General features: G+C 58.4%; 23 protein-coding genes and 1 pseudogene. 11 read left to right on the top strand and 13 right to left on the bottom strand.

Going from position 1 to position 20,936, the window contains the following annotated elements; translation table 11 throughout:
* Nucleotides 1-13 precede the first annotated feature (13 nt).
* Nucleotides 14-544 carry an Lrp/AsnC family transcriptional regulator gene (locus F475_RS23400; protein WP_256597237.1) on the bottom strand — a complete coding sequence of 177 codons (531 nt, stop codon included), beginning with the start codon at nt 542-544 and terminating at the stop codon, nt 14-16.
* 196 nt (nt 545-740) lie between these two features.
* Here F475_RS23400 and F475_RS23395 point away from each other — a divergent pair, with 196 nt between their 5' ends.
* On the top strand, nt 741-2,129 hold the full coding sequence (locus F475_RS23395) for an amino acid permease (protein WP_086944819.1): 1,389 nt from the start codon (nt 741-743) through the stop codon (nt 2,127-2,129).
* Between the two features lie 206 nt (nt 2,130-2,335).
* Here the strand turns inward: F475_RS23395 and F475_RS23390 are convergent, their stop codons facing one another.
* Nucleotides 2,336-2,890 carry a TetR/AcrR family transcriptional regulator gene (locus F475_RS23390; RefSeq protein WP_111454824.1) on the bottom strand — a complete coding sequence of 185 codons (555 nt, stop codon included), beginning with the start codon at nt 2,888-2,890 and terminating at the stop codon, nt 2,336-2,338.
* 126 nt (nt 2,891-3,016) lie between these two features.
* Here F475_RS23390 and F475_RS23385 point away from each other — a divergent pair, with 126 nt between their 5' ends.
* From F475_RS23385 to F475_RS23375, 3 genes are all read left to right on the top strand, one after another.
* Entirely contained in the window at nt 3,017-3,685 is a 669-nt protein-coding gene (locus F475_RS23385; RefSeq protein WP_064621341.1) for a DJ-1/PfpI family protein, read from the top strand.
* Between the two features lie 23 nt (nt 3,686-3,708).
* A complete protein-coding gene (locus F475_RS23380) occupies nt 3,709-4,239 on the top strand; it encodes a DUF2867 domain-containing protein (RefSeq protein WP_064619797.1) in 531 nt (176 codons plus the stop codon).
* A gap of 208 nt (nt 4,240-4,447) precedes the next feature.
* Nucleotides 4,448-4,855, top strand: coding sequence for a low affinity iron permease family protein (locus tag F475_RS23375; RefSeq protein WP_086944816.1), 408 nt, complete (start codon nt 4,448-4,450; stop codon nt 4,853-4,855).
* Nucleotides 4,856-4,897: 42 nt separating this feature from the next.
* Here F475_RS23375 and F475_RS23370 read toward each other — a convergent pair whose 3' ends face one another.
* The 5 genes and pseudogenes from F475_RS23370 to fos all read right to left on the bottom strand — a co-directional run bounded on the left by F475_RS23370 (nt 4,898) and on the right by fos (nt 7,893).
* Complete coding sequence (locus F475_RS23370; RefSeq protein WP_086944815.1) at nt 4,898-5,401, bottom strand: DUF4142 domain-containing protein; 504 nt, start codon at nt 5,399-5,401, stop codon at nt 4,898-4,900.
* A gap of 74 nt (nt 5,402-5,475) precedes the next feature.
* Nucleotides 5,476-5,631 carry a stress protein gene (locus F475_RS30830; RefSeq protein WP_081791039.1) on the bottom strand — a complete coding sequence of 52 codons (156 nt, stop codon included), beginning with the start codon at nt 5,629-5,631 and terminating at the stop codon, nt 5,476-5,478.
* A 116-nt stretch (nt 5,632-5,747) separates the two neighbouring features.
* Nucleotides 5,748-7,097, bottom strand: a complete 1,350-nt coding sequence (locus F475_RS23360) for a diguanylate cyclase domain-containing protein (RefSeq protein ID WP_111454872.1) — start codon at nt 7,095-7,097, stop codon at nt 5,748-5,750.
* 103 nt (nt 7,098-7,200) lie between these two features.
* A pseudogene (locus F475_RS23355) lies at nt 7,201-7,440 on the bottom strand (LysE family translocator); the annotation flags it as partial.
* A 36-nt stretch (nt 7,441-7,476) separates the two neighbouring features.
* Entirely contained in the window at nt 7,477-7,893 is a 417-nt protein-coding gene (gene fos, locus F475_RS23350; RefSeq protein WP_111454823.1) for a fosfomycin resistance glutathione transferase, read from the bottom strand.
* A gap of 164 nt (nt 7,894-8,057) precedes the next feature.
* On the opposite strand from fos, the gene F475_RS23345 reads away from it, so the two are divergent.
* Both F475_RS23345 and F475_RS23340 read left to right on the top strand, forming a co-directional pair.
* A complete protein-coding gene (locus F475_RS23345) occupies nt 8,058-8,297 on the top strand; it encodes a CopG family ribbon-helix-helix protein (RefSeq protein ID WP_019647939.1) in 240 nt (79 codons plus the stop codon).
* Nucleotides 8,287-8,571 carry a type II toxin-antitoxin system RelE/ParE family toxin gene (locus F475_RS23340; protein WP_082920901.1) on the top strand — a complete coding sequence of 95 codons (285 nt, stop codon included), beginning with the start codon at nt 8,287-8,289 and terminating at the stop codon, nt 8,569-8,571. Before F475_RS23345 ends, F475_RS23340 begins: the two co-directional genes overlap by 11 nt.
* A gap of 97 nt (nt 8,572-8,668) precedes the next feature.
* Here F475_RS23340 and F475_RS23335 read toward each other — a convergent pair whose 3' ends face one another.
* The 4 genes from F475_RS23335 to F475_RS23320 all read right to left on the bottom strand — a co-directional run bounded on the left by F475_RS23335 (nt 8,669) and on the right by F475_RS23320 (nt 13,280).
* Nucleotides 8,669-10,000, bottom strand: a complete 1,332-nt coding sequence (locus tag F475_RS23335; RefSeq protein ID WP_064619812.1) for an MFS transporter — start codon at nt 9,998-10,000, stop codon at nt 8,669-8,671.
* 90 nt (nt 10,001-10,090) lie between these two features.
* The gene (locus F475_RS23330) at nt 10,091-11,017 is read right to left on the bottom strand and encodes a hydroxymethylglutaryl-CoA lyase (protein WP_111454822.1); all 927 of its coding nucleotides are present in this window, start codon (nt 11,015-11,017) and stop codon (nt 10,091-10,093) included.
* Nucleotides 11,014-12,207 carry a CaiB/BaiF CoA-transferase family protein gene (locus F475_RS23325; protein ID WP_111454821.1) on the bottom strand — a complete coding sequence of 398 codons (1,194 nt, stop codon included), beginning with the start codon at nt 12,205-12,207 and terminating at the stop codon, nt 11,014-11,016. Before F475_RS23325 ends, F475_RS23330 begins: the two co-directional genes overlap by 4 nt.
* 164 nt (nt 12,208-12,371) lie before the next feature.
* Nucleotides 12,372-13,280 carry a LysR substrate-binding domain-containing protein gene (locus F475_RS23320; protein ID WP_111454820.1) on the bottom strand — a complete coding sequence of 303 codons (909 nt, stop codon included), beginning with the start codon at nt 13,278-13,280 and terminating at the stop codon, nt 12,372-12,374.
* A gap of 240 nt (nt 13,281-13,520) precedes the next feature.
* On the opposite strand from F475_RS23320, the gene F475_RS23315 reads away from it, so the two are divergent.
* Together F475_RS23315 and F475_RS23310 are read left to right on the top strand one after the other, a co-directional pair.
* A complete protein-coding gene (locus tag F475_RS23315) occupies nt 13,521-14,756 on the top strand; it encodes an aminotransferase class I/II-fold pyridoxal phosphate-dependent enzyme (RefSeq protein WP_111454819.1) in 1,236 nt (411 codons plus the stop codon).
* Between the two features lie 18 nt (nt 14,757-14,774).
* On the top strand, nt 14,775-15,941 hold the full coding sequence (locus F475_RS23310) for an MFS transporter (protein ID WP_111454818.1): 1,167 nt from the start codon (nt 14,775-14,777) through the stop codon (nt 15,939-15,941).
* Here F475_RS23310 and yiaY read toward each other — a convergent pair.
* Nucleotides 15,938-17,086 carry an L-threonine dehydrogenase gene (gene yiaY / locus F475_RS23305; RefSeq protein WP_111454817.1) on the bottom strand — a complete coding sequence of 383 codons (1,149 nt, stop codon included), beginning with the start codon at nt 17,084-17,086 and terminating at the stop codon, nt 15,938-15,940. The genes F475_RS23310 and yiaY overlap by 4 nt on opposite strands.
* A 156-nt stretch (nt 17,087-17,242) precedes the next feature.
* On the opposite strand from yiaY, the gene F475_RS23300 reads away from it, so the two are divergent.
* Nucleotides 17,243-18,262, top strand: a complete 1,020-nt coding sequence (locus tag F475_RS23300) for a DUF4917 family protein (RefSeq protein ID WP_019647931.1) — start codon at nt 17,243-17,245, stop codon at nt 18,260-18,262.
* A gap of 46 nt (nt 18,263-18,308) precedes the next feature.
* On the opposite strand, the gene F475_RS23295 is transcribed toward F475_RS23300, so the two are convergent.
* Entirely contained in the window at nt 18,309-18,851 is a 543-nt protein-coding gene (locus tag F475_RS23295) for a helix-turn-helix domain-containing protein (protein ID WP_111454816.1), read from the bottom strand.
* A 109-nt stretch (nt 18,852-18,960) separates the two neighbouring features.
* On the opposite strand from F475_RS23295, the gene F475_RS23290 reads away from it, so the two are divergent.
* Entirely contained in the window at nt 18,961-19,743 is a 783-nt protein-coding gene (locus F475_RS23290; protein ID WP_111454815.1) for an aldolase, read from the top strand.
* A gap of 29 nt (nt 19,744-19,772) precedes the next feature.
* Complete coding sequence (locus tag F475_RS23285; RefSeq protein WP_086944808.1) at nt 19,773-20,660, top strand: dihydrodipicolinate synthase family protein; 888 nt, start codon at nt 19,773-19,775, stop codon at nt 20,658-20,660.
* The last annotated feature ends 276 nt before the right edge of the window (nt 20,661-20,936 follow it).

The raw sequence follows: 20,936 nt of genomic DNA, 5'->3' as shown, positions 1-20,936 counted from the left end.
CAAGTCCAGGCACTTACAGTGGCAAGGTATTGCAGTGCTTGATCTCCTTGAGCGAAAAACCGGTGTACATTTCCTTGATATTGCCGAGCGTACGTATGCGATGCATGGCGAGTTCATGGAATGCCTCCATGTCTTTGACGACTACCTGCAGGAGGTAGTCGTATTTCCCCGACACTTTGTGACAGGCAATAATGTTGGGCAGCGCCAGGACGCCCGCTTCGAAATGTTCCATGGCTTGCTCGGAGTGACTATCGAGGGTGACGCTGATGAAAGCGAAAAGTCCCAGCCCTATGGTTTTCGGGTTCAAGTGCGCGTGATACCCGACAATCACCTCCTCTTCCAGGCGCTTCAGGCGCTTCCAGCAGGCTGGCGCTGACAGGCAAACACGAGCGGCGATCTCGGCGTTCGTCAGGCGACCATTCATTTGCAGAATTTCCAGAATTGAACGATCAACCTTATCCATTTCCGCCATGTGCTCTCTCCCTTTAACAATGCGTACGCGGTAGGGCGATTGGCCCCATCCCGCAGGTCCTTGATCAAGCATCCATTTCTAGAAACTACAAATACTAGAAAGAAAATTACATAAAGAACACATTTTGGATAATTAACGACTGAAAAATAACTAAATACAGACCCGTTTCGAAAACTAATTTTCGAGGCACTGAAATACAATTTCTTGTCATTTCCGACACCCAAGCCACTGGCTCTGACAATAAAAATAAGTAACAACGGAGGCAATATTGAGCATTTTCAGAACAAAAGACCTGGACGCAATGATTGCTGCTGCCCGAGCTCCTGCAGGGTTGAAAAAAGTGCTGGGGCCGATGGATTTGGTCCTGATTGGTATCGGTGCAATCGTGGGGACGGGCATCTTCGTATTGACCGGAACCGGCGCATTGACTGCGGGACCGGCCCTCATGGTTTCATTCCTGATAGCGGCGTTGGCCTGTGCATTTGCAGCACTCTGTTATGCCGAGTTCGCCTCATCTGTACCGGTAGCAGGCTCGATTTACACCTACAGCTACGCGACGCTGGGAGAGTTGGTGGCCTGGATGATCGGCTGGGATCTGATGCTCGAATACGGACTGGCCAGTTCGGCTGTGTCTGTTGGGTGGTCGGGTTACTTCCAGTCCCTGCTGAGCGGATTTGGACTGAATCTTCCGGTTGTGCTTACGGCGGCGCCAGGCTCTTTGCCCGGCGTGGAAACCTGGTTCAACCTACCCGCGCTGGTGATTATGCTGGCAATTACCTGGATGCTTTCCATGGGCATCAAGGAATCCGCGCGCGTAAACAACGTGATGGTAATCATCAAAATCGCCGTGGTGCTGCTCTTCATCGCCGTTGGTGTGCGACATGTTCAGCCGGCTAACTGGCAACCATTCGCTCCCTTCGGTGGCCATGGCATTTTGAGTGCTTCGGCCTTGGTTTTTTTTGCTTTCATTGGTTTCGATGCGGTTTCCTCTGCCGCCGAAGAAGTGAAAAAACCGGCGCGTGATCTCCCCATCGGTATTATCGGTTCCTTGGCCGTTTGTGCGGTGTTATACGTTGCCGTTTCAATGATCATGACCGGCATCGTGCCCTATGCCCAATTCCTTGGCGTTGATCATCCGGTTTCATTGGCGTTGCAACATGCCGGTGAAAGCTGGGTTGCCGGGTTCGTTGATTTAGGCGCAATCGTTGGCATGACGACTGTCATTCTGGTGATGGCTTACGGTCAAACCAGGATCATCTACGCGATGTCGCGCGACGGACTGCTTCCCCAGCGCCTTTCCAGGGTTCATACACGATTCGGCACCCCATTTTTCGCCACCTGGATGGTCGGAATAGTCTTCGGGCTGATCTCGGCACTGATTCCGCTAAACGTCCTCGCCGAGCTGATCAACATCGGTACGTTGGCCGCATTCAGTTTGATCTCGGTGGCAGTGATCGTATTGCGCAAGACCCGACCCGATCTTCCTCGTGCATTCAGATGCCCCGGCGTGCCCATTGTTCCATTGCTCGCCATCGCGTTCTGCGTAACCTTGATGACCTTCCTCAAGCAGACGACCTGGCTGGCATTTGGGGCGTGGTTGGCAATTGGACTGGTGATCTACTTCGCCTATGCGAGACGCCGCTCGTTATTGCATTAATCCAGCATTTCGTCAGGTCTCTTTGGAGTGTCAATCAACCTCCAATAGTTTTCAGGTGCGAAACTGCATTCCAGTTGCGCACCTGATTGCATTCGCCAGTCAACCCTCACCTCATTTGTCCTGTTTTTAGACCCAGGAGAGCAGTGGCGCGCATTTGCAGTGGCACGCGAACTCTATTTATTCAGTTACCTCATTTAGCTCATGACCTAGGCCCGCCACGGTGGAAGAGCCCCTTCGAAAAGTGAAAAGGCTCGATGCAGGAAACCGTTGAAGCGAGCGGCATCACGCCGCAGCCCTGCCTGCTGACCACCAATCAGGCACAGATGGGCCACCTGAGCAATCACTTCTGCTTGGCCTGGCATATGGACCAAGCGGCGGCACGTGCATATCGCGAAGTCCAGTCGTCTTGTATCAACACGCTGCTGAAACTCGCCTACCAACGGATCATGCAGCGACCAGGCTCGGATGGAAATTTCCCGCCCAGGTTGTTTCTCAGCGGCAATACTCAAGTAGCGTTTCAAGGTTTCGCCCGCGCTACGACCCTGCGCCGCATAAGCGAGCATGCGCTCCGTGTAGTCTTCTTCCCAAGCGGCAAGCAAGGTGCGGACAAAGTCTTCGCGATTGCGGAAATGGTGATAGAACGATCCGCGGGTCACATTCAATCGGCGCGATAGACTCTCGGCCGAAACGCCGATATGCCCTATTTGGTCGAGAGCCTCAAAACCAGCCGTGATCCAATGGTTACGAGTTAGTTTTCTCACCCGTTATTTCGCTCCATGTTTAGCGCCATACAGACTGTGTATGGTGCGCAACCGATTGATACGCTGCGAACACCAGCAAAGATGGCCGTTGCGTTTTGCACGCCAGCACTTTTCATGGAGCTCGCCTTGAAGAAAATCGTTCTGGTTGCTTTCGACCAATTCACTGATATCGACCTATTCCTGATGTGGGACATCTTAGGCCGCAACACCGAGGACTGGCACGTCCGAATATTGGGTTCCAGCTCTATCGTGAGATCGGCGCACGGCTTGCCTGTTTCGGTACACGGTCCGCTTTCCGAGGCCAATAGTGCCGACGCGGTATTGTTCGTCAGCGGCAAGGAAGGGATACCCGCTGCACTTGCCGCCCCAGATTTCCTGCCGTCGTTTGAACTTGACTCCAGACGCCAGCGAATCGGCTCAATATGCGCCGGAGCTTTCATTCTCGAACGGCTTGGGCTGCTCAGCGGCCAAGCAACTACACACCCGGATGCACGATCGAGCTTGCAAGCTCTGGGACTTGAGTCCATGGACCAGCCTCTTGTATGCCAGGGGAACGTTGCAACCGCTGGCGGATGCCTTTCGGCGCTCTATCTGGTGGGATGGTTGGTTGAATCCTGGTTCGATGTCGACAAACGCCGTGCGACGTTGCTCCCTGTTCTGCCAGCTGGGCAGCAAGAGCTCTATGATGCCTTGATCGGGTTCAGCATCCGACAAGCACTTACAGGGCGACAAGGAGCGTTATACGACAAACCATCGCAACAAGAAACGCGACATGGCATGTCGTCTAATTGGTAGTTAGAACTCAGGAGAGATCCCCGATGCCCCGAGAATTTGAGCTCATTATGTCCGTGCCAGTCCCCTCGAGGTCCGGCATCACCCACCTTTACAAGTCAATGAACCTGGCGGACGCTTTTGCGATTCGGCTCCCTGCGGGCACATCCAGCAATCCAGATTTGCTAGCTCGATTCATCCTTTCCCACCAGCCATCCTGGATCGGATGGCTCATGAAAGTCCGAGACACTATCGTTGCCTGTTTTGGTCTCAAGACAACCAAACATTTGGCATCACTTGCTAATCGGATTGGAATCTTCAAGGTCTACAGCACGAACCAGACTGAAATCGTGTTGGGAGAGGACGACAAACACCTCGACTTCCGGATATCGATCCTATGTTCTGGAGAGGCAGAGCCAGAAGGCAGTCGCCAACTCGTTTTTTCAACCGTGGTCCAGTGCCACAACCGTCTAGGCCGGGCCTACATCTTCGTTATTGCCCCATTTCACCGCTTGGTTGTTAAGGCCAGCCTCCTCCGTGCTGCGCGCATCGGTTGGCCTCTGGCTACCTGTCCCTAAGGTCTAACCCGCCCATCGTAAGGCTGTTCTGGCAAGCCTGGCCAAGGCTCTCATGTCAAACGTCAGGCCTCTATACCTCTAAAGATTCCAAACGCAGCAAGTGCCTTTCAAAGCCCCGGATTTTCATCAACCACGGGGCTTTCAAACAGAATTTTCATGACACCCGTGCGGTCTGAAAATCAGGCGCATCCCTGTAAGGAGCACGGCAATGAAATTCGCGAAAATCGCACAGAAACTCTCCCTATGGGCGGGCCAACCCCGGACATTTATGGGGGCGATCATTCTGATTGTCCTTTGGGGCCTGAGTGGGCCGATTTTTCATTTCAACGATACCTGGCAACTGATCATCAACACCTCGACCACGATCATCACCTTCCTGATGGTGTTCCTGATCCAGAACACCCAGAACCGTGACACGGACATTTTGCACCTGAAGATCGATGAGTTATTGCGGGTGACCAAGGACGCGCAGAACGCGATGCTGGGGCTCGAGTCCCTGGACCTCAAACAGCTGGAAGCGTTGAGAAAGAAATATCGCACCCTCGGCGAGGGGGAAACGATTTCCCTGGACGGCACGGTCGTCGAGGAAACCAAGAAGGATTCGAATCAGGATTGATCCCGGCAGCGGGTGACCGACGTCACCCGCGCAACAGACTGACTAACGACTGGCTTGCAGCGCCCTGGCCATTTGCAGATGGTTTTGCAGCTTGGGCAGGGTTTCTTCGGCGAACGCTTTGATTTGCGGCACGTCCGTGGTCTGCGCTTGTTGTTGAAGTTGCTCGATGGCTTCCTGGGTGGTTTTTACCTGACTGTCGACGTACGCCTGATCGAAAGAGGTATCGTCCTTAATCTCCGGTATCAAGGCTTTGGCCTTGTCGACCACCTCTTCGCGTGGTGCGACCGGTAAATCGAGTTGCTTGGCAATTTTCGCCAGATGCTGGTTGGCGGTGGTGCGATCGTTGATCACCACGATGGTGTAATCCTTGACCTCTTTGGATGCGGTTTTCTGGTGCGCCAGGCGGCTGGCTTCGATGTCGGCCATGCCTTGGGCCGACGCCTCATTGACGAATTCGGCGGGAGACTGGGCAAAGGCACTGCTGGCGCACAGGCCCAGTAACGTGGCAAAACCGGCATTGCGTAAACGGGTGGCCATCCGGCTCATGGTCGCGCCCTCCTTCCTGAAAATTCAAACGGGAGCTTGCGCCCCCGTCCATTAAACAAAACTACCTTCACCTATTACGGAGTTTTCTGACCGCCTTTGCGGCCCATGCCGCCTTTGGCAGGGTCTTTATCAACAGTCGTCGTGGTAGTTTTCCCACCTTTGCGACCGGCTTCAGACGCCTTCGTTCGATCGATGGCGCTACCCGGGGTCGGATGTTTTGAAGTAGGCATGGTTCTCATCCTCTTGGTGATGATCACAGCGAGCAGACGCCCGCATAGGATATGAATTTCCATACCTGAAAAGGTTTAGAAAACCTGGCAGTATCGCGACGAACGGTGACGGATTTTCAGACCCCGAGACGTGAATGGTGCTGGCGCTTGGCGGCGTACATTGCCTCATCGGCATGCCTGAACAGCTGCTTTTCTTCGGTGCCATGTTCGGGGTATCGCGCGACGCCGATGCTCGGCTGGATCGTCAGGTTGTGCCCGTCCAGACGCAGGGGCTGAACCAGCACCTGGCGGATTTTCCCCGCCACATTCTCGGCATCTTCGGCGGCGTGGATGTTGTGCAACAACACGACAAATTCATCACCACCAATGCGCGCCACCGTGTCGGTTTCGCGCACGCAGCCCTTGAGCCGATTGGCGACCGCTTGCAGCAACATGTCGCCGACCGCATGACCGAGGGTGTCGTTGACTTGCTTGAAGCGGTCAAGGTCGACATAGAGCAACGCCATTCGACCGGAGTCTGCCCGGGCCAGCGCCAGCGAAGCTTTCAGGCGTTCGCGCAGCAATTCGCGATTGGGCAGCTGAGTCAGTTGATCGTACTGGGCCATGCGCTGGAGCCGGGCGTGCAATTGCTTACGCTCGATCGCGGTCGCGACCTGAGCGCAAACATACTGCAGCAACTCCTTGTCTTGCTCGGTGTAGCGCTCGCCGCCCGGCACGCTTTTGACGATCAGAGCGCCAATGGTGCCGTTTTGCGAACTCAACGGCACGCCCAGCCAGCAGGGTGAGTCCTGGCCCTTGACCAATGCCGCAAACCCTTCCGGCAGATTGTCCTGATCCGGGGTCAGCAGAATCGGCAAGCCACTGCGAATCACTTCTGCGCACAAACGCCCGGTAACAGTCCCGGGATCCTCGGGTTGCAGCTCATGGTCGTCGACGTGATAGGGGAAATTCAGCCGCGCGCAGTGCTCGTCATACAGTGCCACGGAGAAATTCAACGCCGGCAGCCATTCGCCGATGATCGAATGGATGCGTTTGAACAGCGCCAGCAAATCTTCCGCCGCGTGGGCTGCTTCGGAGATCGCATACAGCGCCGCTTGTCGGGACTCGGCCTGTTTGCGCTCGGTGATGTCGCGCGCCACGGCGATACGCAACTGATCGACCTCCGACCAGCGTGCCGACCAGAGAATGTGCACCACCCGGCCGTCCTTGCGCAGGTAACGATTTTCAAAGTTGAGCTTGGGTTCGCCCCCCATGATCTCTCGCGCGGCGTCAAGGGTACGCTGTCGGTCGGCAGGGTGAACCAGGTCGATCATCGACTGGCCGATCAGCTCGTCGGGGGTGTAACCGAAAATGCGCTCGCAGGCCGCGCTGACAAATACGAAGCGACCTTGTTTGTCCACCGCACAGACGGCGTCCAGCAAGAGATCGATGTAACTCGCCAATGGCGCGGAATTTCTGGTTTCCATGATGCCGAGAGCATGTCCGGACAATGCAACATTGAACAACCCTCCCTGACCGGTCATACGCCCGAGCGATGACTGTGCAGCCGACGCTTCCCTGCGTTCAGCCTCAAGCCTTGTTCGTCACCAGTCCCGGCAGCGCATGCACCAGGGCATTGATGGCGAAACCGATGAACATGACCCCGCACAAGCGGGTAATCGCCAGTTCATGACGCTGATACAACGTGCGCACCTGACGCGCACCGACGATGCCAATGAGCATAGCGTAGGCCAAAAGGCCACCAATGAAGCTCAAGATGATCAACCAGGGCAACATGGACCAATGCAGCAACTCTGCACGGCTGGACAAGGGGCGCAATTCTATCTCAGGACGCCGAACATCGACTCACTGATCGTCGAAGAACTTCATCCCCGCATAGGGTCGCTGCCGACAAGCCGCCAGCCGCGACGCCAGAGACCCGACATGCGCCTCGAGCTTGTGCCCGTCCGGGTCGAGAAAATAGAACGACGCACCTTCGCTGCGGTTATCCCGCCATTCCCGCACGTTGGCGGATCGCAGGCGCTCGACGAACGGCAGGAAGTCCACAGCTTCGAGGCTGAAGGCGTAATGGGTGTAGTCGGCGGCCGGCGTGGACTCGTGCAGTGGATCGAGAGAAAGGCACAGCCACAGACCGGGTAGCGAGAGATAGGCACCGGTGTCCCAAGTGGCTGAAAGCTGAAGTTGCAGCAGATCGCGATAGAACGCCACGCTGCGGTTCAGGTCAGTGACGGCGAGGGTCAGGTGGTTGAGGCCGGTTAGCATGGGTTTGATACTCGATAAGTGCTTCTGCAACGATGCCTGCTCAGAGTGAGCCTGACGCGGCTTTTGACCGCTCAATCAATTGTTACGACAGACGAACGGGCTGGTCTCTACCCTCTTATTACGTTGTAGTATGTTGTATTACAAACCACTACATCGAGATTGTCATGTCCATCATGTCGCTGCGTTTGCCAGACGAAATCGCCGATACCCTAGCCCATCTTGCCAAAGCGACAGGCCGCAGTAAGTCATTTCTGGCCGTGGATGCGCTGCGTGAATATCTGGCACGGGAAGCCTGGCAAATCGAAGAGATTCAGAAAGCTCTGAAAGAAGCCGACGCGGGTGACTTCGCAACGCCAGAGGAAGTGAAAGCAATCGCCGACAAGTGGACAACCAATGCGCGTTGAGTGGTTGCGTACCGCATTAAAGAATCTGGATGACGAAGCCGCCTACATAGCAATGGAAAATCCAAAAGCCGCAGCAGACTTCGTCAAGGCCATTCTCACCACCGTCGATCACCTTGCTCGCTTCCCGGCTACAGGCCGCGAAGGCCGACTACCTGGCACTCGGGAATGGGTCTTGCCAGACCGGCCCTATCTGATTCCCTATCGAGTTCGCCAAGGGCGTTTACAGGTACTACGAGTCTTCCATACACGACGTCTTCCACCCACTACGTTGTAGCACTGGGTGGAACATCAACCGAGCCCTATCCCCTACTCAAGCCGTTCACACCTGATTCCCACCAGTTCGTTTGCTCGTGAAAGCCCACACAATCGACTTAGTATTTGTCGAGCGTGCGCAGCTTCTGCGGCAACCCCCACAGCAACAACGCAGCGGCGATCAGCGCGGCGACACCGATGACGTACAACGCGGGGGTGGTGCTGCCGGTCAGGTCTTTGATCCGCCCGACCATGACCGGGCTGACGATCCCACCGAACTGGCCAAGGGTATTGATCACCGCGATCCCGCCAGCGGCGCCTGCCCCGGCACCGGCCAGCAGTTTCGGTGGCAGGGTCCAGAAGCTCGGGATGGACGCGATGATCCCGGCACCGAGCAAGCCCAGGGCAACAATCAGGAAAGTCGTGTGGTTGGCGAAAATTCCTGCGCAGAAGAATCCCACCGCGCCTGCCGCCACCAGACCTGCGACAAACTTGCGCCGCTCGCCGGTGGCATCGGATAACCGCCCGATCACCACCATGCTGATGGCGCCGCAGATGTAGGGAATGGCGGTCAGCAAGCCGATCATCACCGGGCTCTCGGTGCCGGCACTGCGGATCAGTTGCGGCGCCCAGAAATTCAAGCCGTAGGATGCCACCTGAATTAGAAAGTAGATCAGCCCCAGCATCAGGAAACCCGGAATCCGGAGTGCGGCCAGCAAGGAGCCGCCGCTCTTGTGGGGTTCGTGGTGCGCGATACGGCTGGCGAGCAGTGTCTTCTCCGACGGGCTCAACCAATGGGCATCTTCGATGCGGTCCTTGAGCACGGTCAGCACCAACAAACCAAGGCCGATGCAAGGCACGCCACCGAGCAGAAACAGCCAGTGCCAGCCGCGCATATCGAGGAAGCCATCAAGGTGTTGCAGCACCAACCCGGAGAACGGTGCGCCAACCAGCCCGGCAAACGCCGACGCGAGAAACAGCATCGAGGTGATGCGCCCGCGATAGTGCTGCGGGAACCACAACGTCAGGTAATACAGCACGCCCGGCGCAAAACCCGCCTCCATCGCACCGATCACGAAACGCAGGGCGTAGAACTGCCATTCGCTATTGACGAAGACCATGGCCGCCGTCGCGAGCCCCCACGACATCATGATCCGGGCGATCCAGCGCCGGGCACCCACCTTGTAAAGCATCATGTTGCTCGGCACTTCAAAGATCACATAACCGACTACAAACAGCCCGGCGCCGAGGCCGTAAGCGGTATCGCTCAGGCTCAGGTCGGCCTGCAACTGGAACTTGGCGAAGCTGATGTTGATGCGGTCGAAAAATGCGAACAGGTAGCAAACCATGATCAGCGGCATCAGTCGCCAGGCGACTTTGCGGACCAGGGCTTTTTCGGCGTCGTGACTAACGGACGGGCTCACGCCCGCCTCCAGAACATTGAGGCTCATCGTGGTTTCTCCAGGCAGACGTCCCGTGGGCGTCCGATTGTTTTTGTTGTCTGGTTCGTTGCGGCTTTTTTAGGAGTTTGTTCGGTGGGTTCAGGACGGTGTCGGGTGCAGGTCGCAGTTACGTCCGGCCTTGGCGAGCTGCCCGGGCACTTCATGGCCCAGCAACGCGGGTAAGGCTCGCGACAATCGCAGCAACAACGGCAAGTCGATGCCGGTGCGAATGCCGACTTCATCGCACAGGTTGACCAAATCTTCGGTGCAGATATTGCCCGAGGCACCCGGTGCAAACGGGCAACCGCCAAGACCACCGAGGGCTGCGTCAAAACGCCGGGCTCCGGCCTCGTAAGCTGCCAGTACGTTGCACAGGCCGAGGCCGCGCGTGTTGTGGAAATGCAGGGTCAGATCAGCCGGTGAAACCCGTTGCAACACCCGTCGCACCAAGCGTTCGACCTGACGTGGATTGGCCATGCCGGTGGTGTCGGCCAGGGTAATGCCCGTAATGCCGAGCTCCTGATAAGCCTCGACAATCTGCAGCACGCGATCCTCATCGATCGTGCCTTCAAACGGGCATCCGAAGGTCGTGGCGATGCTGCCGTTGAGCCGCACCGGCGTGCCGCGAACGAACTCGACGATCTCGCCAAACGCGGCCAATGACGCCTCGCAACGCATCCGCATGTTTGCCAGGTTATGGGTCTGGCTGGCGGACATCACCAGGTTCAGCTCGTCAGCCCCCGAGTCCAGTGCTCGTTGTGCGCCTTTGAGGTTAGGGATCAACGCGACATAGATCACGCCCGGCTGTCGGGCGATGCCCTTGAACACTTGCTCGCCATCGCGCAACGCCGGAATCGCCTTGGGCGACACGAACGAACCGGCTTCGATGCGGCTGAACCCCGCCAGCGACAACTGATCGATCAACGCAATCTTGTCGACGGTTTCGACCCAGGTCGGCTCGATCTGCAAGCCGTCACGCGGGGAGACCTCCTGAACGATCAGGGTCTGGGAATAATCAGTGATCATTGCACCACCCCTTCAGCTTTCAACCGTTCGATGTCCTGGTCAGTCAGGCCCAGCCCCGCGAGGATGCCATCGGTGTGCTGACCCAGACTCGGTCCCGACCAGTTCACGCCACCGGGGGTCTCTGACAGTTTCGGAACGATGCCCGGCATCTTCACCGAGGCACCGCCCGGCAGTTCGGCGTTGAGCAGCATGCCCCGCGCCTGATAGTGAGGATCGGCAACGATGTCGGCCACCGAATAGATGCGCCCGGCCGGGACTTCGGCAGCTTCCAGAGCCGCCAACACCTCATCGATGGGCAGGCTGCTGGTCCAGTGAGTAATGGCTGCGTCGAGCACATTACTTTTGGCGGCGCGGCCATCGTTATGCGCAAACTCCGGCGCTTCGGCCAGGTCGGCCCGGCCAATCACCGTCATCAGACGCTTGTAGATCGGGTCGCTGTTGCCGGCGATCACCACGTAGGCACCGTCGGCAGTCAGGTAGGTATTGGACGGCGCAATACCCGGCAACGCCCCGCCGCTGCGCTCACGCACATGACCGAGCATGTCGTATTCCGGCACCAGGCTTTCCATGACGTTGAACACGCTTTCGGCCAACGACACATCGACCACTTGCCCGCCGCCCTGCCCGGTCTTGACCCGCAGCAGCGACATCAAGGCACCGATGACCGCGTGCAGCGAAGCCAGGGAATCCCCCAGACTCACCCCCACTCGGGCCGGCGGCGAACCGGGAGTACCGGTGGTATAGCGAATCCCGCCCATCGCCTCGCCGATCGCCCCGAAACCCGGACGATCACGGTACGGGCCGGTCTGGCCGTAACCGGAAATGCGCACCAGTGTCAGGTTGGGATTGAGGGCATGCAACACGTCCCAGCCCAGGCCGAGTTTCTCCAGGGCGCCGGGGCGCAGGTTTTCGATCAGCATATCGGCGTCGCTCGCCAGTTGCTTGACCAGTTCGATGCCTTCAGGGGATTTCAGATTCAGCGCCAGGGACTTCTTGTTTCGCGATTGCAGGTACCACCACAACGAAGTGCCTTCGTGCAGCTTGCGCCATTTACGCAGGGGATCGCCCTGGCCCATGGCTTCGATCTTGATCACTTCGGCGCCGAACTCGGCCAGCATGCGCGCGGCAAACGGCGCGGCGATCAGCGTGCCGATCTCGATCACTTTGATTGCACTCAAGGGGGCAGTCATCGCGGGGGTACCTCTTGTTCTTGGAATATGCGCCAAGGCTAGAGGACCGAGTGGCATGGAATCCAACCTTCTGTTGGCAACGACCGTTCGCGAAACGCGAATGCCTGGCTGGAGATTACCGCGACCTCAAGTCAGAAGAGGCCCGTCCATGCAGTCGAGAACTGTCAGGCCTGGCCGCGCAAATGCTCAAACAACATCCGGCTCACCGGCGACAGCGCCGCTTCATCACGCACCACCAGAATCAACGCACGATCCGACCAGTCATCCGTCAGCGGCACCGCGTGCAACCCCAGCGCCCGGCCAAACAGTTCGTAGGCCTTTAGCGGCAGGATGCCGATGCCCATGTTGGCCTGGACCATCCGGCACATGGCGTCGAACCCCGGCACATGGATCCGCAACCTCAGCACCTTGCCGGCCTTGCGCGCGGCCGCATGGGTACGCATGTTGATGGAGCTGGCCGAATGCAGACCGACGTAATCGCTGTCCAGCGTGTCGGCAAACGCCAAGGCCGAACGACTCGCCAGCGGATGATCGGCCGGCATCAGGACGACCAGTTTGTCCTGACGATAAACAACACTGTGCAGCCCCTTGACGTCGCTGTCGCTGGAGCAGATCCCGAGGTCCGCCACGCCATCGAGCACGCCTTGGATCACCCCGCTGCTGGGGCGTTCTTCGAGGTCGGTCTTGACCTGCGGATGGCGCGCGGAAAAGTCCCGCAGGTCTTCGGGCAGGAATTGAATGATCGCCGACAGGTTGGCGAGCATCCGCACATAACCGCGTACACCGTGGCTGTGTTCGCCCAGTTCGAGGCCCATTTTCTCGACGTTGAACAGCATCTGCCGGGCATGGTGCAGCAGGGTTTCACCGGCCGGTGTCAGCGTCATGCCCTTGGCCTGGCGTACGAACAGGCTGATGCCCAGCGCCTCCTCCAGCTCCATCAACCGCTTGCTGGCCGCCGACACCGCGATCGCTTCGCGGGCGGCAGCACGGGTCAAGGTGCCCTCTTCGTGAACGGCCACAAACAGCTGGAGAGTGATCAGGTCGAGGCGGCGGATCAGGCTTTTTTGCAGCATGGCAGGGCTCGATGATTTCGGTTCGACTGAGTCGGCAGGATAGCCCGGATTCGATTCGTGCCCGCCATCCAATTACCCACAGCACCCCAGGGCATCGCCCTACAACTAATTCTCTTACAACTCTCAGTACTACCGGAAACAGCCGATTCAAAGCCCATCGGGACTCTCTGTAAAGTCTGGCAACACACACAAACTGCAACAAACCCACGGATAGATTCATTCAAGGAATGTCACTTACACATGAGCCAGATACCGTACACGGCGCACACCTTCACCAACTACCGCAAACTCGTTTCATTGGCTGACCATGATTGGGAGGCCGCCGAAACCGGAAAAATCGCGGGGCTCAACGTTGAGATAAAAAGTGCCAACCGCATGCTCGATCAGTACGGGAGAGCGTTTCATGATTTCTGTACGACGTCATACCTGGGGCTGGATCACCATCCCGATATTCTCGACGGCGCCATGACCACGCTGTGGGAAACCGGCACACTTCGCATCGCCAATTCCAGGAACCGCTGCAAGCTGGCGATTCTGGACCAATACGAAACCGAACTGTCCGAGTTGTTCGGCACCAGTTGCCTGAGCACTCTGTCGTGCAGCGCGGCGAGTGCCGGGATCCTGCCACTGCTGGCCAGCGGCGTATTCACGGAAAATAGCCCTCCGGTGATGGCTTTCGACCGGTTGGCGCATTACTCGATGAGCCACCTCAAAGCCGCCTGTGCCGATGAAACGAAGGTCGTGACGTGCCCGCATAACGACATGGACTTCCTCGAGACGCTGTGTCAACAGCACACCAGGGTCGCGTATGTCGCCGACGGCGCCTACAGCATGGGCGGGGTTGCGGACATGGACAGCCTTTTGTATCTGAAGGACCGCTATGGGCTGTTTCTCTATCTGGACGACTCCCACGCGCTTTCCTCTGTAGGAACATTCGGCGCCGGTCTTGTGCGTCCCAGGCTGCATACCCTGGATGATGACTGCCTCATCGTCGCCTCGCTGGCCAAGTCGTTCGGCGCCAGCGGCGGTCTGGTGATGCTGGGCAGTGAACGGCAGAAGAAGCTCATTGCGCGTTACGGCGGCCCCAGCAACTGGTCGCAAAGCCTGAACAGTGCAGCCATTGGCGCGGGCCGGGCATCCATCCAGCTACACCACACCCTGGAATTCGCCGAGCTGCAGGAAAAGCTTCAGGTTAATATCCGCCTCTTTGACAGCCTCATACGAACCGCACAACACAACAGCAACATGGCGATTCGACTGGTCAATTGCGGTGAGGCATCGCTGGCCAACCACATCGCCATTGAACTGGCCAATCACGGATTCTTCACCTCGGCAGTCTTTTTCCCGGTGGTTGCACAAGGCAAGGCAGCCATCAGAATCACCCTGCGCGCCGACATGGGGACAACGCTGATCCGCCATTTCTGTGGACTCATCACCGAGCTTTTACGTGCTCACGGCCGGGACATCGGCGGCTGAAAAAACAGGGAAGATTAAATGAAGAGCAGCACCACCCTCCTGATCACCTGCTGTACGGTTTTTCTCGCCCAATTGGGCATGAGCATTTATCTGTCGGCGCTGCCGGATATTGCCCGGGATCTGTCCGCAGATGCCTCACAGGTTTCATGGGGGTTGGCGGTGTATCTGATCGGCATGGCGCTGCCGATGCTGTTCTGGGGCAGCCTGGGCCAACGCATTGGCCGCAAGCCGGTATTGCTCGCGGCGCTCGGCCTCTATGGGCTGGGCAACCTGGCCCTGCCTCTGGGCCAGACACTTGAATCGTTCCTGGTTTTTCGCCTGATTCAGGGGATTGGCGCCAGCGGGATTTCAGTCATGGCCCGGGTGCTGATCCGCGACAGTTTTCGCGGCGATCTGCTGGCCAAGGCGTTGTCCTGGATATCGATTTCCTTTGTGGTGGCGCTGGGTATCGGTCAATACCTGGGGTCGATCATCCAGGTGACACTGGGCTGGTCAGCGATTTTCTACTTATTGGGTGGTGTGAGCCTGTTGATGGCGCTGGTGGTGGTGCGGGTCACGTTCCCGATGCTGGCAGAAGAGAACACACCATCATCCGCCTGGACGAGCTACGGGCACATTCTGCGGCATCGGGCCTTCCTGTTACCGGCCCTCGCCGGTGGCTTGGGGTATGGGGTGATTGTCGCGTTCAACACCGCTGCACCGCTGATTCTGCAAGGCGCCTTCAAGTGGTCGGCAGTGGAATACGGCTTGTTGGGCTGGCCCATCAGCGCGGCGTACTTTCTCGGGGCCGTGGCGGTCAATCGCTTCGTACTGCATACCGGTCAGCAATGGCTGATGACGGCGGGCGTCGGGCTGATACTGGCCGGCAGCGCAGTCATGTTGCTGGGTAGCCTCTCAGGCACGTCTATCGCGCTGCTGTTCTGGTTGCCCTATTGTTTTGCAGTATTCGGCCAATCGCTGATTTACCCAATCAGCTTGTCCCTGGCCAACCACGGTTCCCCGGTCGGCGGTGCTTATGCGATGGCGTTGAGCGGTTTCATTCATCAACTGATGGCCGCCGTTATCGGCGGTATCGCCAGCCTGATAGCCAGCCAGCAGGCATGGCCTTTGTCGCTGTTATGCACCTTGCTGGCCTTGGGCGCGCTGCTTTGCGTAGTGCTCGCGCCCGGCCGTCGAACCGCTTAGAACGCGCTGCGGAAAATCTCCTCGATCTGCCGCTGATCCGCCCCCCGTGGGTTGGTCAGTCCACAGGCGTCTTTCAGGGCATTGCTGGCAAGGACCGGGATGTCATTGAGCCTGGCACCGAGCTCACGCAAACCGGCGGGAATGTCCACATCCCTGGCCAGGCTGCGGATCGCCGCGATCGCCGCCTGCGCGCCCTCTTCCGGACTGAGCCCGCGAATGTCAGCCCCCATCGCGTGGGCAACGTCGGTCAGGCGAGGGGCGCACACCAGCGCGTTGAAGCTCTGCACGTGAGGTAGCAGCACCGCGTTGCACACACCATGGGGCAGGTCGTAGAACCCGCCTAACTGATGGGCCATCGCGTGAACGTAACCAAGGGACGCATTGTTGAACGCCATGCCCGCCATAAATTGCGCGTAGGCCATGTTTTCCCGCGCGATCATGTCACTGCCGTCCCGCACCGCCTGGCGCAGGTTGTCGCTGATCAATGTGATGGCTTTCAGCGCACAGGCATCGGTAATCGGGTTGGCTGCCGTGGAGACGTAGGCTTCGACGGCATGGGTCAATGCGTCCATGCCGGTGGCGGCGGTCAGGCCCTTGGGCATGGCGACCATCAGCTCCGGGTCGTTGACTGATAGCAGCGGCGTAACGTTGCGGTCGACGATGGCCATTTTTACGTGGCGCGACTCGTCCGTGATGATGCAAAAACGGGTCATCTCGCTGGCAGTGCCGGCGGTGGTGTTGATCGCGATCAACGGTAGCTGGGGTTTGGCCGACCGATCGACACCTTCGTAGTCACGGATCGTCCCACCGTTTGTGGCGCACAAGGCGATACCCTTGGCGCAGTCGTGAGGCGAACCGCCGCCCAGAGACACCACGAAATCACAGCGACTTTCCTTGAGCAGGCCCAGGCCGTGCTCGACGTTGGCGATGCTCGGATTCGGCTTGGCGCCGTCGAAAATCACCGAGTCGATGTCCTGCAACGCCAGTTTCTCGGCAATCCTCGATGCCACGCCAGCCTTGGCCAGCCCGGCGTCAGTGACTATCAGCGCCTTGCGAAAACCATACTTGCCAATGGCGTCCATGGCTTCGTCGAGGCAACCGGTGCCCATGATGTTCACGGCGGGGATGAAAAACGTACTGCTCATGCGCGAGTCTCCTGGCTGAAACCGAATCGGCAATACCGATTCGGCGGGTGCGCACAGGGTCGACCGATCAGTCACGAGGTATGTTGATCTGGCTCAACGCCCGGGCGTGATAAAGTCGCCGTCCATCAGACCTTTTGCTTCGAGACGACAAACGCAATGACCGATTTCCAGGATGTCGATGCCCAACTTGAAGACTGGAACGCCTTGCGCACCACCGCCTCATTCGGCGGCCTGCTGGTGGGTAACGGCGCCAGTCGCGCCGTGTGGGACGACTTCGGCTACGACTCGCTGTTCGAAAATGCCCGCACCGTCGAAGAAAAACCGCTGAGCCAGTCCGAGCTGAGCGTGTTCGACGCGATGCAGACGCGCAGTTTTGAACAAGTGCTTGGGGCGCTGAAGACCACCAGCCGGGTCAACAAGGCCCTGGCCGTCAGCTCTGCGGCACCGCGCAATCGCTACTACGCGATCAAGGAAGCGCTGATCAACACCGTGCACGCGGTGCATATCCCGTGGCGGCTGGTGAAGCCTTCGACGCTGGCGACGATCAATCAGGAACTGGGCAGCTATCGGACGGTGTTCACCACCAACTACGACTTGCTCAGCTATTGGGCGATCCAGCATCGGCCGGACGTCGTGACCGACCTGTTCCAGGGTGCCGAACCCGGCTTCGATCTGAGCGCCAGCGCCACCGACAAACCGCGTTTGCTGTACCTGCACGGCGGCCTGCATCTGGTGCGCAATCAGGACGGCACCGCGCGCAAGTTGATGTCGACCGAGGGAACGTTGCTCGGTAATTTCGCGATCAACAATACGATCAAGACCCTCGACGACGTGCCGCTGTTCGTCAACGAAGGCCCGGCGCAAGACAAACTCAAGACCATTCGCAGTTCGGATTACCTGTCGTTCTGCTACGACCAGTTACTCGGCCACGGTGACGGGTTGTGCATCTTCGGGCATGCCCTTGGCGAGCAGGACAGTCACATTGTTCATGCACTGCGACAGGCGAAGCCGAAGGTGGTAGCGATCTCGATTTACCCGCGCAGCAAGGCGTTCATCCAGCATCAGAAGCGGCATTACGCGAAGGTGTTCGAGGGGACGGGTGTGGCGTTGCGTTTTTTTGATTCGAAGACGCATGCGCTCGGTAACCCTAAGCTGACCGTGCCGGTCGAGGTCTGACCTGTGGCGAGGGGGCAAGCCCCCTCGCCACAAAGGCCCGATAACCTCATTCCTCGTTGCTATGCACCACCACCAACAACTGCGCCTGCACCTCGCCCACTGACCTGAGGCGATGCGGTTTCTGCGCGTTGAAGTGCAGCGCATCCCCACGATTGAGCAGCACCCGCTCGTTCATGAAGTCCACTTCCACCTGCCCTTCGTGGACGAACAGAAACTCTTCCCCCAGGTGTTCCTTGAACGTTTTGTCGGTGAACTCGCTCGGCGGGTAAATGATGAACGGCAACAGACTGCGCTCACTGACCTGATGGGCCAACACCGCATAACCCGGGCTCTGGTCGTTGGCGGCCAGGGACTGGCGTTCGTCGCTACGCACCAGGCTGTAGCTGTCGAGGCTGACGTTGTCTTCGGAAAACAATTCCTCGACCTTCACGTTCAGCGCCCTGGCCAGTTTCAGCGCGGCGGCGATCGAGGGGGTATTCAACCCGCGCTCGACCTTCGACAGATAGCTCTTGGTCATGCCGGATTTTTCGGCCAGGGCCTCCAGCGTCACGCCAAGTTTTTTTCTCAATAATTTCAAACGGATAGACATGTAGAGCGATTAACCCATCAAGGAGGCAACGATTTATCCTTGCCAATGACACAAAGTGTCATATAGCCTCTTTAGTGTCATTTGCATGCCCCACCCAAAGGACACCGATATGGCCAAGACATTAGCACTACCCAAAGAGCAACTGGTCAAGCAAGCGCTGACACAGATGCAAAACACTCTGGCGGATAATACGTGGACCAACCGGCAAAAGCTGGCCCTGACCTGCCGCATTCTCTTCGAAAACGGCCACGACTCCGGCCTGGCCGGGCAAATCACCGCTCGCGGCCCGCAACCGGGCACCTATTACACCCAGCAACTGGGCCTGGGTTTCGACGAGATCACTTCAGGCAATCTGTTGCTGGTCAACGAAGACCTGGAAGTGCTTGAAGGCCACGGCATGCCCAACCCGGCCAACCGCTTCCATAGCTGGGTGTACCGCGCCCGGCCGGACGTGAACTGCATTATTCACACGCACCCGACTCACGTCGCGGCGCTGTCGATGCTGGAAGTACCGCTGCAGATTTCCCACATGGACCTCTGCCCGCTCTACGACGACTGCGCGTTTCTCGAAGGCTGGCCGGGGGTGCCCGTGGGCAATGAAGAAGGCGAACTGATTGCCGGGGCCTTGGGCGACAAGCGGGCGATCCTGCTTTCCCACCATGGCCAGTTGTCCACCGGCGCGACCATCGAAGAGGCCTGTGTCATTGCGCAACTGATCGAACGCGCAGCGAAGTTGCAGTTGCTGGCCATGGCCGCCGGTGCAATCAAACCGATTCTTCCCGAGCTGGGCCGTGAAGCCCACGACTGGATATCCAAGCCCAAGCGCCACGCTGCCGCATTCAACTACTACGCCCGGCAGAACCTGCGCCAACACGCCGATTGCCTGCACTGACCCCACTCATTCTTGAAAGGAGAGACGCCATGTCGACCGTAAACATTCACGGCATCATCGGCTACACCATCACCCCGTTCACCGCCCAGGGCGAAGGCGTTGATCTCGACGCGCTCGGGCGTTCCATCGACCGCCTGATCGACAGCGGTGTCCACGCCATCGCCCCATTGGGCAGCACCGGCGAAGGCGCTTACCTGAGCGACGCGGAATGGGATCAAGTCAGCGAATTCAGCCTCCGCCACGTCGCCAAACGCGTCCCGACCATCGTCAGCGTGTCCGACCTGACCACCGCCAAAGCCGTGCGCCGCGCGCGTTTCGCCGAGGCCCACGGCGCCGATGTGGTGATGGTGCTGCCGGCGTCGTACTGGAAACTCAGCGAGGCGGAAATCCTCGCCCACTACCGCGCCATCGGCGAGAGCATCGGCGTGCCGATCATGCTCTACAACAACCCGGCCACCAGCGGCACCGACATGTCGGTGGAGTTGATCCTGCGGATTTTCAACGCGGTCGACAACGTCACTATGGTCAAGGAAAGCACCGGCGATATTCAGCGCATGCACAAACTGCAACTGCTGGGCGAAGGCCGGGTGCCGTTCTATAACGGCTGCAATCCCTTGGCACTGGAAGCGTTCGCGGCCGGCGCCAAAGGCTGGTGCACAGCGGCGCCGAACCTGATCCCGCAGCTCAATCTCGACTTGTACGAAGCGGTATTGGCCAATGATCTGAGCAAGGCTCGCGAACTGTTCTATCGCCAGTTGCCGTTGTTGGACTTCATCCTCAAGGGCGGCCTGCCGGCGACCATCAAGGCCGGTTTGCGCCTGGTCGGGCTGGAAGCGGGCGACCCGCGGTTGCCGGTGTTTGCACTCGGCGAGACTGGCCGCAGTCAGTTGCAGGGTTTGTTGAACGCGTTGCGCTGATCGTCGGGAACACACAAAACCACTGCGGGAGCGAGCCTGCAGGCTCGCTTGTATGCTGGTACTTGAAGGGAGGAGGAGGGACAAGGCTCGATTCTGACTGTTGGCGCAGTACAGATCCGTGGGAGATTTCGCCCCTCCTCCTTTCACCCAAGCGCCGATAAAGAATGCATCTGGCTAGACCGACGATAGGAACAAGCCTGCGCCTCTGGGTGAGCCCTTCAAGTGCTCAAAACCATATCTCGGGGGGTGTTCAATGGCAATGTCGGTTTCTGTTTC

This window comes from Pseudomonas sp. URMO17WK12:I6, assembly GCF_003253625.1.
In the GTDB taxonomy this organism is placed as follows: domain Bacteria; phylum Pseudomonadota; class Gammaproteobacteria; order Pseudomonadales; family Pseudomonadaceae; genus Aquipseudomonas.
The sequence above is the reverse complement of the archived record's forward strand: the minus strand, read 5'-3'. Positions and strand labels throughout refer to the sequence as shown.

Bases quoted from the DNA above. Each gene is read 5' to 3' on its own strand.
- F475_RS23400 (WP_256597237.1), bottom strand. From the start codon at position 544: ATGCTTGATCAAGGACCTGCGGGATGGGGCCAATCGCCCTACCGCGTA.
- F475_RS23380 (WP_064619797.1), top strand. From the start codon at position 3,709: ATGCCCCGAGAATTTGAGCTCATTATGTCCGTGCCAGTCCCCTCGAGG.
- F475_RS23375 (WP_086944816.1), top strand. From the start codon at position 4,448: ATGAAATTCGCGAAAATCGCACAGAAACTCTCCCTATGGGCGGGCCAA.
- F475_RS23370 (WP_086944815.1), bottom strand. From the start codon at position 5,401: ATGAGCCGGATGGCCACCCGTTTACGCAATGCCGGTTTTGCCACGTTA.
- F475_RS30830 (WP_081791039.1), bottom strand. From the start codon at position 5,631: ATGCCTACTTCAAAACATCCGACCCCGGGTAGCGCCATCGATCGAACG.
- F475_RS23360 (WP_111454872.1), bottom strand. From the start codon at position 7,097: ATGGAAACCAGAAATTCCGCGCCATTGGCGAGTTACATCGATCTCTTG.
- fos (WP_111454823.1), bottom strand. From the start codon at position 7,893: ATGCTAACCGGCCTCAACCACCTGACCCTCGCCGTCACTGACCTGAAC.
- F475_RS23345 (WP_019647939.1), top strand. From the start codon at position 8,058: ATGTCCATCATGTCGCTGCGTTTGCCAGACGAAATCGCCGATACCCTA.
- F475_RS23340 (WP_082920901.1), top strand. From the start codon at position 8,287: ATGCGCGTTGAGTGGTTGCGTACCGCATTAAAGAATCTGGATGACGAA.
- F475_RS23335 (WP_064619812.1), bottom strand. From the start codon at position 10,000: ATGAGCCTCAATGTTCTGGAGGCGGGCGTGAGCCCGTCCGTTAGTCAC.
- F475_RS23330 (WP_111454822.1), bottom strand. From the start codon at position 11,017: ATGATCACTGATTATTCCCAGACCCTGATCGTTCAGGAGGTCTCCCCG.
- F475_RS23325 (WP_111454821.1), bottom strand. From the start codon at position 12,207: ATGACTGCCCCCTTGAGTGCAATCAAAGTGATCGAGATCGGCACGCTG.
- F475_RS23320 (WP_111454820.1), bottom strand. From the start codon at position 13,280: ATGCTGCAAAAAAGCCTGATCCGCCGCCTCGACCTGATCACTCTCCAG.
- F475_RS23315 (WP_111454819.1), top strand. From the start codon at position 13,521: ATGAGCCAGATACCGTACACGGCGCACACCTTCACCAACTACCGCAAA.
- F475_RS23310 (WP_111454818.1), top strand. From the start codon at position 14,775: ATGAAGAGCAGCACCACCCTCCTGATCACCTGCTGTACGGTTTTTCTC.
- yiaY (WP_111454817.1), bottom strand. From the start codon at position 17,086: ATGAGCAGTACGTTTTTCATCCCCGCCGTGAACATCATGGGCACCGGT.
- F475_RS23300 (WP_019647931.1), top strand. From the start codon at position 17,243: ATGACCGATTTCCAGGATGTCGATGCCCAACTTGAAGACTGGAACGCC.
- F475_RS23295 (WP_111454816.1), bottom strand. From the start codon at position 18,851: ATGTCTATCCGTTTGAAATTATTGAGAAAAAAACTTGGCGTGACGCTG.
- F475_RS23290 (WP_111454815.1), top strand. From the start codon at position 18,961: ATGGCCAAGACATTAGCACTACCCAAAGAGCAACTGGTCAAGCAAGCG.
- F475_RS23285 (WP_086944808.1), top strand. From the start codon at position 19,773: ATGTCGACCGTAAACATTCACGGCATCATCGGCTACACCATCACCCCG.